This is a genomic window from Streptomyces sp. NPDC052109, from assembly GCF_040680195.1.
Taxonomy (GTDB): Bacteria; Actinomycetota; Actinomycetes; order Streptomycetales; family Streptomycetaceae; genus Streptomyces.
In genome coordinates, this window is the sequence record NZ_JBFAWF010000019.1 from 97,324 (window position 1) to 109,451 (window position 12,128).

10 protein-coding genes and 1 pseudogene are annotated in these 12,128 nt (G+C 71.7%); 7 read left to right on the top strand and 4 right to left on the bottom strand.

All coding sequences use genetic code 11. The features are described from left to right. The first annotated feature begins 38 nt into the window (after positions 1 to 38). Positions 39 to 1,427, top strand: coding sequence for an MFS transporter (locus AB0L59_RS31015; protein WP_365589944.1), 1,389 nt, complete (start codon positions 39 to 41; stop codon positions 1,425 to 1,427). On the opposite strand, the gene AB0L59_RS31020 is transcribed toward AB0L59_RS31015, so the two are convergent. After that, positions 1,387 to 1,995, bottom strand: coding sequence for a DUF1349 domain-containing protein (locus AB0L59_RS31020; protein ID WP_365589945.1), 609 nt, complete (start codon positions 1,993 to 1,995; stop codon positions 1,387 to 1,389). The genes AB0L59_RS31015 and AB0L59_RS31020 overlap by 41 nt on opposite strands. A gap of 34 nt (positions 1,996 to 2,029) precedes the next feature. Beyond that, positions 2,030 to 3,559, bottom strand: coding sequence for an aldehyde dehydrogenase (NADP(+)) (locus tag AB0L59_RS31025; RefSeq protein ID WP_365589946.1), 1,530 nt, complete (start codon positions 3,557 to 3,559; stop codon positions 2,030 to 2,032). Positions 3,560 to 3,714: 155 nt separating this feature from the next. Here AB0L59_RS31025 and AB0L59_RS31030 point away from each other — a divergent pair, with 155 nt between their 5' ends. The 6 genes and pseudogenes from AB0L59_RS31030 to AB0L59_RS31055 all read left to right on the top strand — a co-directional run bounded on the left by AB0L59_RS31030 (position 3,715) and on the right by AB0L59_RS31055 (position 9,481). Continuing rightward, entirely contained in the window at positions 3,715 to 4,488 is a 774-nt protein-coding gene (locus AB0L59_RS31030; protein WP_365589947.1) for an IclR family transcriptional regulator, read from the top strand. Positions 4,489 to 4,536: 48 nt separating this feature from the next. Then, the gene (locus AB0L59_RS31035; protein WP_365589948.1) at positions 4,537 to 5,055 is read left to right on the top strand and encodes a GNAT family N-acetyltransferase; all 519 of its coding nucleotides are present in this window, start codon (positions 4,537 to 4,539) and stop codon (positions 5,053 to 5,055) included. A 30-nt stretch (positions 5,056 to 5,085) separates the two neighbouring features. Further along, positions 5,086 to 6,030 carry a hypothetical protein gene (locus AB0L59_RS31040; RefSeq protein WP_365589949.1) on the top strand — a complete coding sequence of 315 codons (945 nt, stop codon included), beginning with the start codon at positions 5,086 to 5,088 and terminating at the stop codon, positions 6,028 to 6,030. Then, positions 6,027 to 7,316, top strand: a pseudogene (locus tag AB0L59_RS31045) (histidine kinase). The gene AB0L59_RS31040 and the pseudogene AB0L59_RS31045 overlap by 4 nt, the downstream one beginning before the upstream one ends. Then, positions 7,313 to 7,972: a response regulator transcription factor gene (locus AB0L59_RS31050; protein ID WP_365589950.1), complete on the top strand. Its 660-nt coding sequence runs from the start codon at positions 7,313 to 7,315 to the stop codon at positions 7,970 to 7,972. The pseudogene AB0L59_RS31045 and the gene AB0L59_RS31050 overlap by 4 nt, the downstream one beginning before the upstream one ends. A gap of 54 nt (positions 7,973 to 8,026) precedes the next feature. Then, on the top strand, positions 8,027 to 9,481 hold the full coding sequence (locus AB0L59_RS31055; RefSeq protein ID WP_365589951.1) for a penicillin-binding transpeptidase domain-containing protein: 1,455 nt from the start codon (positions 8,027 to 8,029) through the stop codon (positions 9,479 to 9,481). A gap of 37 nt (positions 9,482 to 9,518) precedes the next feature. On the opposite strand, the gene AB0L59_RS31060 is transcribed toward AB0L59_RS31055, so the two are convergent. After that, positions 9,519 to 10,916, bottom strand: a complete 1,398-nt coding sequence (locus AB0L59_RS31060) for an NCS2 family permease (protein WP_365589952.1) — start codon at positions 10,914 to 10,916, stop codon at positions 9,519 to 9,521. A gap of 227 nt (positions 10,917 to 11,143) precedes the next feature. Beyond that, a complete protein-coding gene (locus tag AB0L59_RS31065) occupies positions 11,144 to 11,941 on the bottom strand; it encodes an HAD family acid phosphatase (RefSeq protein ID WP_365589953.1) in 798 nt (265 codons plus the stop codon). Positions 11,942 to 12,128 lie beyond the last annotated feature (187 nt).

The window sequence follows — 12,128 nt, forward strand, 5'->3', positions numbered from 1 at the left end:
ACTACTGTACGGCGTCCGAGGTCCGCAGCATGAGGTTCATGTCAACGAACCAGATGCCCAGGGTCGAACAACTCGTCCGCCCGGACGGCGACTTGGAGCTCACGAAGCCCTCCGCCGCACTCACCCTCACCGCCGCCCTGCTCGGCTTCGCCCTCATCTGCCTCGACGCTTCCGTGGTGAACGTGGCCCTGCCCGCGATCGGCTCCTCCCTGGGCGGCGGGATGTCCGGGCTGCAGTGGGTCGTGGACGCCTACACGCTGGCCTTCGCCGCGCTCATGCTGTCCACCGGCGCCTTCTCCGACCGGGCCGGGGCGAGCAGGGCGTTCGCGCTCGGCACCACCGTGTTCACGCTCGCTTCGGCCGCCTGCGGACTGGCGCCGGACCTGCCGTTCCTGATCGGTGCCCGGGTGGTCCAGGGCGTCGCGGCGGCCGTGGTGCTCCCGGCCTCGCTGGCCCTGGTGCGCCAGGCGTACCGGGAACCGGCGCGGCGGGCCCGCGCGGTGGCCGCCTGGGCGGCGGGCGGTTCACTGGCGGTGGCGCTCGGCCCGGTGGCGGGCGGCGCGCTGACCACGGCCTGGGACTGGCGTGGCATCTTCTTCGTCAACCTGCCCCTGGGCGCGGCCATCCTGGTACTGCTCGTGCGCGCCCCGCGCTCGAAGCCGCACCCGGCACCGCTGGACCTGCCCGGTCAGCTGACGGCGGTGGTGGCCCTGGTGGCCCTGACCTTCTCGGTGATCGAGGGCGGGCCGGCGGGGTGGGCGGCGCTGGCGGTGGCGGTCGTCGCGGGTGCCGCGTTCCTGCGCGTAGAGGCCCGGCAACCGCATCCGGTGGTGCCGCTCGGCCTGTTCCGCAACCGGACCGTGGCCACGGCGGTGGCGGCGGGGTCCGCGGTCAGCGTGGCCTTCTACAGCATGGTGTTCGTCTTCTCGCTCTTCTTCCAGCAGGTCCAGGGCCACTCCGCGTTGTCCGCCGGGCTGATGTTCCTGCCGATGACGGGCCTGATCGCGGTGACGAACGTGGTGGCGGGGAAGCTGGCGGGCCGCTACGGCCCCCGGCTGCCGATGCTCGTGGGCCAGCCCCTCGCCGTGACCGGCCTGCTCCTCCTGCTGTACGTCGACGCCGGCACGCCCCCGGCGCTGGTGGCCGTGCTGCTGGTGCCGCTGGCGTTGGGCTGCGCGCTGACCGTGCCGCCGCTGACCGCCGCGATGATGGACGCCGTACCCGCCGAGCGGGCGGGCCTGGCGGCCGGGGTGCTCAACTCGGCCCGGCAGGTGGCCGGCGGCCTGGGCATCGCGGTGTTCGGGGCGCTGCTGGGCCATGACTTCGAGGCCGGCATGCGCTGGAGCCTGGCCGTCAGCGCGGCCCTGCTCACGGTGACGTTCGTCCTCAGCTTCCGTCTCGCAGGTCACTCGGCCAGGAGGTCCTGAACTCCACGTGGTCGTACGTCACCACGCACCCCTCCCCCAGCGGCGACTGGGTCATGAAGCCGACCAGCGCGTCACCGGTCTCCTTCTCGTCGCCCAGGGTGAACAGCCGGACGAAGATCCACCGCTCCCCGTCCCGGGAGGCGTGGAAGGCGAAGGCCCGCCCCGTCCGGCTGACTCGTAGCCACACCGAACTCCCCTCCACGAAGAAGGAGTTCGCGTCGTCGGAGTGTCCCCGGGTGACCACCGTGCAGACGGTGGGCACGTCCGGGGAGTACTCCAGACAGAGCTTGGCCCAGGCCCGTTCACCGACGTGGACGTACAGCACACCGGCGTCGAAGGACGCGCTGAAGCCGACGGTGACCCGGGCGATCAACTGGAAGTCCCCTTCCGGCGCCCCCAGCAACCGGGGCGCGTCGGAGGCCGGGTCCAGCGCCTCCCCGGTGGGCGTGACGAACCGGTCCTGGCGGGGGCCGGCCCATCCGGTGAGCACACCGTCCTCGTACGTCCAGTGCCCGTCGGGTCCGTACGTACGGAGAGGGAAGGGGAGTTCGGGGAGTTCCACGTCCATGGTCCGATTCTCTCAGCAGCGGCCCGGGCCCGCGCTAGCGCTCCAGGACCCCGTTGAACCGCCGCGGCAGCCCCAGCAGGTTCTCGTCCCTCAACTCCACCGGCAGCAGGGCGGTCGGCGCGTTCTGGTACACCACCGGCCGCAACCACCGCTCGATGGCCGTGCCGCCCACGGACGTGGACGTGGAGGTCGTCGCCGGGTACGGCCCGCCGTGGTGCTGGGCCGCCGCCACCGCGACTCCGGTGGGCCACGCGTTCACCACCACGCGCCCGGCCAGCGGGGTCAGTTCGGCGAGCAGCTCCGCACCTCGCCCCTCCCCGGCCGCCTCCTCGGCGGACAGCTGGACCGTCGCCGTCAGGTTGCCCGGCAGACGCGACAGCACCGCCGCCGCCTCGCCCTCGTCCTCGTAGCGGGCCACCACGGTGACCGGCCCGAAGCACTCCTCCAGGAGCCGGTCGTACGCCCCCTCCGCGGCCAGCCTGCCCGCCGGCACCGTCAGGAACCCGGCGCTGACCGTGTGCTCGCCGCCCGCGCCCGGGGTGACCGGGGAGTCCACGTCCGGCAGCTGCGCGCGCTCGGCCACACCGGCGACGAAGTCGTCCCGCATGCGGTGGTCGAGGAGCACCCCGGCCTCGGTGTCGCTGACCGCGTCGGTGAGGGCCTTGACCAGCCCGTCACCCGCCGCGCCGGACGGCACCAGCACCAGACCGGGCTTCACGCAGAACTGCCCGACCCCCAGCGTCATCGACCCGGCCAGACCGGAGCCGATCGCCTCTGCCCGCTCGGCGGCGGCCGCCTCCGTCACCAGGACCGGGTTCAGCGAGCCGAGTTCGCCGTGGAACGGGATCGGCACGGGACGGGCGGCGGCCGCGTCGAAGAGGGCCCGGCCGCCCCGGACGGAACCGGTGAAGCCCGCGGCGGCGACCAGCGGGTGCTCGATCAGCTCGACGCCCGCCTCGAAGCCGTGCACGAGGCCCACGACGCCCTCGGGGACGCCGTGACCGGCGGCGGCACGGCGCAGCACCTTGGCGACCAGCTCGGACAGGGCCGGGTGGTCGGGGTGGGCCTTGACGACGACCGGGCAGCCCGCCGCCAGCGCGCTCGCGGTGTCCCCGCCGGCGACGGAGAAGGCGAAGGGGAAGTTGGAGGCGGAGTAGACGGCGACGACGCCGAGTGGGACCTTGTAGCGACGCAGGTCCGGGATGGGCGGGGTCGCCGTGTCGTCGGGGTGGTTGATGACGACGTCGAGGAAGGCGCCCTCGTCGACGATGTCCGCGAAGGCCCGCAACTGGAAGCTGGTGCGGGCGAGTTCCCCGGTCAGCCTGACCGGGCCGAGGGCGGTCTCGGCGTCGGCGGTCTCGACCAGGCCGTCCCTGGCCGCGTCCAGGCCCGCGGCGGCCGAGCGCAGGAAGGCGGAGCGCACGGCCCGGTCGGCGAGGGCGCCGCGCACGGCGTGGGCCGCCCGGACCGCCGCGTCCACCTCCTGGGCTGTGGCCTCCACCGCAACCTGTTCACGCTGCTTCCCGGTGCGCGGGTCGACACTCCAGACTGGTGCTGCTGCCACCGCGGGTCCCTCCCAGTAAGGCCGCAAAAGTAGGTCACCGATGAGCCGCGTTCGATATACTGAACACTGTCTCTGATGATGAATATGCTGCTCGGAGACTACATATCTCGGGTCCTGAATATCCAGGCCCGCGTCGGACGAAGGGGTCAAGGGCGATGACGGCAGGCGACACGGGCGGCGGGGCGCAGGTCAAGTCCGCGGTGCGGACCGTTGAGCTGCTCGAGTACTTCGCCGGCCGGCCCGGCATGCACTCCCTCGCGGCCGTGCAGGAGGCCGTGGGCTACCCCAAGTCCAGCCTGTACATGCTGCTGCGCACGCTCGTGGAGCTGGGCTGGGTGGAGACGGACGCGACGGGCACGCGGTACGGCATCGGGGTGCGGGCGCTGCTGGTGGGCACGTCGTACATCGACGGCGACGAGGTGGTGGCCGCCGCCCGGCCGACCCTGGACCGGCTCTCGGACGACACCACGGAGACCATCCACCTGGCCCGGCTCGACGGCACCAACGTCGTCTACCTCGCCACCCGCCAGTCCCAGCACTATCTGCGCCCCTTCACCCGGGTCGGACGCCGGCTGCCGGCCCACTCCACCTCCCTCGGCAAGGCGATCCTCGCCACGTACAGCGACGAGCAGGTGCGCAAGCTGCTGCCGGAGACGCTGCCCGCGCTCACCGAGAACACCCTCACCGACCGGGAGAAGCTCATCGAGGAGCTGCACCAGGTGCGGGAACAGGGCTTCGCCGTCGACCGCGAGGAGAACACGCTGGGCCTGCGCTGCTTCGGCGTGGCGATCCCCTACCGCACCCCGGCCCGGGACGCGATCAGCTGCTCGGTGCCGGTGGCCCGGCTCACCCCCGCCCACGAACAGACGATCAAGGACGCGCTGTTCGACGCGCGGGACCGGCTGGCGCTGGCGACCCGCAGGCTCTGAGCGCGCGGTCGTGGGCCCCGGGCCCGTGCCGTCGTAGGCTCGGGCCCCATGGAGATCGTGCTGCGTACCGTCCGGGACAGTGACCTGCCGGTGTTCCACCAGCAGATGACCGACCCCGACGCCGTCCGGATGGCCGCGTTCGGCCCCGAGAACCCCGAAGACCGGGAGGCCTTCGCGGCCTACTGGCGGCGCGTGCGCGACTCCTCCCACGTGCTGCGCACGGTGCTGGTCGACGGCGAGGTGGCCGGCAACGCGGCGGTCTACGGGGTGGCCGGCGAGCGCGAGGTGACGTACTGGATCGACCGCGCCTACTGGGGCCGGGGCGTGGCGACGGCCGCGCTGCGGTCCCTGCTCGCCCAGGTGCCCGAACGGCCGCTGTACGCGCGGGCGGCGGCCGACAACACCGCGTCGCTGCGGGTGCTGGCCAAGTGCGGGTTCCGCGAGACGGCACGGGCCAGGGCGTACGCGAACGGACGCGGGAAGGAGATCGCGGAGGTCGTGCTCGTCCTGGAGGCTTGTGCGCCTCCCCCGTGCGGCGGAGCCGGATCGTCGGACCGCAGGAGGTGAACGCCCCGGGGCGCGCGGGAGCGTTGGGGCATGACGATCTCCACGGCCACGGTCTCCACCGGCATCTCCGCCGGGCGCCGATCGCTCCGCCTCGTGACCATCGCCGCCTGTCTGCCGTATCTGTCCCTCGAGCTCGCCCGGATCGCCGGGAGTCACCTCGGCAACCCGGCCGGCAGTCCGCTGCCGGGGCACCGGGTGACGTCGGCGCTCGCCAACGGGCTCATCGTGCTGATGGACGCGGCCGTCGTCGTGCCGGCGCCGCTGCTGACCCGCCCCTGGGGCCGGAGGGGGCCCGCCTGGCCGCCAAGGGTGCCGATGTGGCTCGCCACGGGACTCCTCGCACCCGTCATGGTGGCCTCGCCGCTGCACCTCGTCCTCCGGGGCACCGGCGGCGGCCACGACGGTCCGGGTGACCGGCCCTTCCTCGGCGACCGGGTCCTCGCGGTGGTCTACGGCGGGTTCGTCGTGCAGGGGCTGGCGCTGGAAGCGCTGTTCGCCGGGTACACCCGTGAGCGCCGGGGGCACCTGTGGCGGGGCAGGGTGCGCGAGTTGCCGGCCGGGGGTGCGGCGGGGGTGGGGCGGCCGGCGGCCGTGGCGGCGGAGCCCGTCGCGCTGTTCCCGGGCGCGGTGCGGCTGATACGGGCCTGCGGCGCGGCGAGCCCGGACGGCAGCGGCGACCGGTCCCCGCAGCGCGTCCACCTCCTCTTCCTCACCGCGGCCGTCACCGGCGCCTGGCGGCTCGCCTTCCGCCGGGGCCGTGCGCTGCCGGTCTCCGTCCCGCTCGTGCTCGCGTGGACCGGCTCCGGGGCCGTGGCGTGCCGGGGCGGCTGGACGCTGCTGGGACCTTGGGTGTCGGGCGACCCGCCGACCGCACCGACCGGGCTCACCTACGCTGGACAGATGACCGTCGGCCTGCTCGAGGCGAGCGTCCTCGCCCGCCTCGTCACCTTCCGGACCGCCAAGGCCCCCCGGTGACACGGTGGCTGGACCCGCTGTTCGGCGGCCGGGCGCGACGGCGCTGGATCCATCTGATCCTGGGCGGCGCGCTCGCCATGCCGTACGTCCTCGTCGGCTCGGTGATCGTCGGGCCGATCACCGGTGTGGACGACGTCTTCGGTTCGCTCCCCCTCCAACTGGGCTAGTTCGCCGTAGGGTTGCCGATCGCCGCGGTCACCTCGCTGTTCCCGCTGACCCGGCCGCTGGAGACCGGGGCCGTGCGGGCCCTGTGCGGGGTCGGCCCGGAATCCCTCGCTCAGGGGCCGGCCCGGACGCGGTCCGAACGGGTGCGCACGGCCGCCTGGTTCACCCTGCACCTCGGCTTCGGCGGGATCATCGCCGGGATGTCGCTGGCCGTGCCGCCGTTCGCGGTGACGCTGATCGTCCTGCCTCTGTTCGCCGGGCTGCGCCACTCCCCGCTCGCCCTGCCCGAAGTTCTCGACCACACCTGGGAGTTGGTCCTGTTACCGGCCGCCGGCGTGGCCATGCTGCTCGTGCTCGCCGCCTGCGCCGCCGGCTGCGGTGCCCTGCTGGCCCGCTGGGCGCCTGCGCTGCTCGGGCCCACTCCCGCGGCCCGGTTGGCCGCCGTCGAGGCCCGCGCCGCCGACCTCGCCGTGCGCAACCGGCTCGCCCGCGAGCTGCACGACTCCGTCGGTCACGCCCTGAGCGCCGTCACCCTCCAGGCGAGCGCGGCCCGCCGGCTCCTCGACACCGACCCGGAGTTCGTCCGCGAGGCCCTCGCCGCCATCGAGGAGACCACCCGGCGCACGGTCGGTGAACTCGACGCCGTGCTCGGCGTGTTGCGAGACGGCGACACGCCCGGCACCGCCCCCGCGCCGACCCTCGCGAGCGACCTGGACGGACTGCTGCGCCGCACCCGGGCCGCCGGGCAGCCGGTCAAGGCCTCCGTCGGCACCGACCCCGCCGCCCTGCCGCCGCTGGTCTCCCGGGAGGCGTACCGGATCGTGCAGGAGGGCCTGAGCAACGCCCTGAAGCACTCCGGCACACCGGTCGCCGTCCGTATCGCCACCGCCGCCGGCCGACTGGAGATCACCGTAGAGAACCCGCTGGTGACCGTCCCCGCTCCCCGCCCCGGCGGCGGGCACGGTCTGCGCGGCATCGCCGACCGGGTGCGGCTGCTGGGCGGCACCGCGGAGGCGGGACCGACGGGGACCGCCTGGCGGCTGCACGTACGGCTGCCCCTGACCACGCCCGCGACAGCGGCCGGGCAGCACGCCCGGCCACTCCCGAAAGGACCCGCATGACCCGGCCCGCCATCCGGATCGTCCTCGCCGACGACGAGCGCATGGTTCGCACCGCCCTGCGCGCCATCCTCTCCGCCGAGCCCGGCCTGGAGGTCGTGGGTGAGGCGACCGACGGCGCCGAGGCCGTGTCGGTGGTCCGGGAGCTGCGGCCCGACGTCGTGCTCATGGACGTCCGGATGCCGCAGGTCGACGGCATCCGGGCCACCGAGCGGATCGTCGGCTCCTCGGAGCGGCCGCCGCGGATCGTCGTCGTGACCACCTTCGAGAACGACTCCTATGTGTACGAGGCCCTGCGCGCGGGTGCCGCCGGCTTCCTGCTGAAGCGGGCCGACGCCGACGCCCTGGTGCAGGCGGTACGGCTGGTCGCGCGCACCGACAGCCTGCTGTTCCCGGCGGCCGTACGGGCCCTCGCGGCCGAACACGGGTGCAGGGCCACGCCCTCCGCGCCCTGGGTGAGCAGGCTCACCGGACGCGAGCGGGACGTCCTGCGGCACATGGCCGGCGGACTGACCAACGCCGAGATCGCCCGGCGCCTGGACGTGGGCCCCGCGACCGTGAAGTCGCACGTGGCGGCCGTCCTGGCGAAGACCGGCACCCGGGACCGCACCCAGGCTGTGATCGCCGCGTACGAGGCCGGTTTCCTGAACCCGGGATGAGAAAGCCGGGCGTACGGGAACGATCGCCGCCTTCTCGATCGTCTACGAAGCGGGATGAACAAGACGATCAGGCGGGCGTCCGTCTTCGCGCTGCTGCTCGTGCTCGCTCTGCTGGTCAGGGCGACCTGGGTGCAGTTCTACGACGGCAAGGCCCTCGCGGACGACAACGACAACCGGCGGAACGCGATCCAGACGTACTCGCGGCCGCTCGGGAACATCATCGTGGCCGGAAACGCGATCACCGGCTCCACCCGGACCAAGGGAAGCGATCTCGCGTACAAACGGACGTACACGGACGGCAAGCTCTACGCCGCCGTGACGGGCTACGCCTCGCAGGCCTACGCCCCCACCCAGCTGGAGGGCATCTACCAGGACCTGCTGAACGGCACGGACAACAAGCTGAAGACCGTGATGGACACCCTCACCGGCGAGCGCGCCGACCCGGGCGACGTGCTCACCACGATCGACCCGGACGTGCAGAAGGCGGCGTACCGCGCGCTCGGCGGCACCAAGGGCGCGGCCGTCGCGATGGACCCGAAGACCGGCAGGATCCTGGCGGTGGTGTCCACGCCGTCGTACGACCCCGATTCTCTCACCGACGCCAACACGGCGGGCTCCGCCTGGAAGCAGCTCAACGCCGACAAGGCCAAGCCGCTCACCAACCGCGCGCTGCGCCAGCCGCTGCCGCCCGGATCGACGTTCAAGCTGGTGGTGGCCGCGGCCGCGCTGGAGGACGGGCTCTACAAGAACGTGGGCGACCCGACCGACAGCCCGGATCCCTACACCCCGCCGGGCACGACGCACGTGCTGGTGAACGAGAACGCGTCGGCGCCGTGCAGGAACGCCTCCATCCGCGTGGCCCTGCAGTACTCCTGCAACAACGTCTTCGGCCATATGGCCGTCCAGCTCGGCCAGGACAAGGTGAAGGCGATGGCTGAGAAGTTCGGCTTCAACGACGACAAGCAGGACGTGCCGGTGCGGGCCTACGCGAGCGTGTACCCCTCCGGCATGGACCAGGCGCAGACCGCGTATTCCGGCATCGGCCAGTTCGACGTCACCGCGACCCCGCTGCAGATGGCCATGGTGTCTGCGGCCATTGCCAACGGCGGCAAGCTGGTCTCGCCGCACATGGTGTCGCAGATCACCGACAGCGGCGGTGATGTGCTGCAGAACTACGACGACAGCGCGGACAGCAAGGAGATCGTCAGCTCCTCCACCGCCGAGCAGCTCCAGTCGGCGATGGAGACCGTGGTCAAGGACGGCACCGGCACGAACGCGCTGATCGACGGGGTCACCGTCGGCGGCAAGACCGGCACCGCCCAGCACGGCGAGAACAACAGCAAGACGCCGTACGCCTGGTTCACGTCCTTCGGCAAGTCCGACAGCAGCGGCAAGGAGGTCGCCGTCGCCGTCATGGTGGAGCAGTCGGACGCGGCGCGGTCGGAGGTCAGCGGCAACGGTCTCGCCGCGCCGGTGGCCAAGGCCATGATGCAGGCGGCACTCAAGTGACCTCGAGGGGGCAGTTCCGGGAACTGCCCCCTCGCCCTTACTTCACCCCGAGAACCTGCTCCACCGGATCGATGGCGAAGTACACGAGGAACAGCACCGACACGGCCCACAACAGCCAGTTGACCTCCCTCGCCTTCCCCAGCACCGTCTTGATGAGCACGTAGGAGAGGAAGCCCGCGCCGATCCCGTCGGTGATGGAGTAGGTGAACGGCATCGCCGCGATGGTGAGGAACGCGGGGATCGCGATCTCGTACCGGTCCCAGTCGATGTGCTTGACGTGGGTCATCATCAGGAATCCCACCGCGATCAGCGCGGGCGCCGCCGCCTGGAGCGGGACGATGGTGAGCAGCGGGGTGAGGAAGAGGGCTAGGCCGAACAGGCCGCCGGTGACGAGGTTGGCGAGGCCGGTGCGGGCGCCCTCGCCGACGCCGGCCGCGGACTCGATGTAGGCGGTGTTGGAGGAGGCGGAGCCGAGACCGCCGACGGCGGCCGCGGCGCCGTCGATGAACAGCACGCGGCCGATGCCGGGCACCTGCCCCTTCTCGTCGAGCAGTCCGGCCTCCGCGCTGATGCCGACGATCGTGCCCATGGCGTCGAAGAAGTCCGACAGGATCAGGGTGAAGACCAGCAGCACGGCCGTGAGGACGCCGGCCTTGGCGAAGCCGCCGAACAGGCTGAAGTGACCGATGAGCCCGAAGTCCGGGGCGGCGACGAGCTTGTCGGGGACCTTGGGCGTGGTCAGGCCCCAGCTCTTGATGTCGGCGACGGCGTTGATGACGATCGCGACGACCGTCATCGTCACGATGCTGATGAGGATCGCGCCCTTCACCTTCCGGGCGAGCAGCGCGATGGTCAGCAGCACGCCGAGGCAGAAGACGAGCACGGGCCAGCCGGTGAGGCGTCCGACGGCGCCCAGTTGCACGGGCACGGTGGTGTGCGCGGCGTCCGGGATGCGGCTGACGAATCCGGCGTCGACGAAGCCGATGAAGGCGATGAACAGGCCGATGCCGACGCCGATGGCCTGCTTCAGCTGCTGCGGGATCGCGTTCATGATGGCCTCCCGCAGTCCGGTGAGGACCAGCAGGCAGATGACGAGGCCCTCCAGGACCACCAGGCCCATCGCGTCGGGCCAGCTCATCAGCGGCGCCAACTGGAAGGCGACCACGGCGTTGAGGCCGAGGCCGGCGGCGATGGCGAGCGGCAGATTGCCGCCGACACCCATGACGACCGTCATCACGCACGCCACCAGCGCGGTGGCGGTGACGAGTTGGCCGGTGTCGAGCGTGTGCCCGAACTTGTCCTTGGCGCTGCCCAGAATGATCGGATTCAGGACGAGGATGTACGCCATGGTGAAGAACGTGGCGAAGCCGCCGCGTATCTCCCGGCCGAACGTGGATCCCCGCTCGGAGATCCTGAAGTACCGGTCCACTGACATGGTCCCACTCCTCGTCACCTGATGATCGGCTTGCGGATGCTGGCTGGATTGTTCCCCTCTTCAACCTGTTCCAGGTTTTCCCTGTGTTACGGAATCCGGTTCGGCGGACCATACCCCTGAGACGCCCGTCACCCGAGGCTGAGCGACATCACGGCCCCCGCCACGGCACGGTGCTGCCGGTGGCGGGGGCCGGGTACGAGCGGCTGCTCAGGTCGTGCTGCTGGGGCTCAGCTGACGAAGTACGTCGGGTTCGGCAGCTTGTAGGTGCGGTCGGCGTAGCCGCCGTCCAGGTCCGAGTACTGGTCGCCGAAGTTGGCGATGATCTCGTACCCCAGGTCGTCCTCGATGTGCTTGCGCGTGCCGGACTTGTACTGCACGGTCGTGCAGTTCCAGGTGCCCGGGGTGGCGCAGTCCTTCAGATAGGCCGGCGGGTTGGCCTTGTCCTTGAGGAACATGTGGTCGGCGTCGAGGTTCACATCGGCGCCGACCTTCTTCAGGTTCGCGACGGCGGCGGCGCGCTGTGCCTCGGTCAGACCGGAGTTGTAGAAGACCTCGACGCCCTTGGACTCGGCGTACCGGACCAGCTCGGGGCTGCCGAAGACGGCCGGCCGGTCGGCGCGGTTCACGTAGTCGTTCCACGTGGTGGAGTTGTACGTGTAGTTGTAGCGCTTCTCGTAGTCCAGGCTGAGCAGCAGCGTGTCGTCGATGTCGAAGACGACGGCCGGCTTCTCCCCGCGGTGGTGCGCCTTGCGGGCCGCCTTGTCGATGTACCGCTCGGCGTCGGCGTCGACGCTCGCCAGGTCCTTGGCGTACGGGCTGTCCGGGGACGCCTGGTAGACGCCGTTGCTGTCGGCGGTCGTGCCGTAGTAGGTGTCGATGTCCTTCACCAACTGCCCGATGTTGTAGGGCTCGTGGGTGGAGTTCGCCGTCGACTGACCGGCGGTGGCCACGCCCGCGCCGTACAGCGCGACGCCGGCGAGAGCGCAGGCGGCACCGGCGGCGACGACTCTGTGGGACTTCCGCATGGATTCTCCGGATCTGGTGGATGAGAGTGATGTACCAGGTCAGAGATTGTCTACGCGCATAACACCCCACACTGCGAGGCCTGTTATGCGATCGATATGCTTTTCTCCGTGATCACTGCGCGGTTCGCCGTACGGCCCGAGCAGGCCGACGCCGGCGGTTTCGATCCGGGCGACAGCAGTGAGGCAC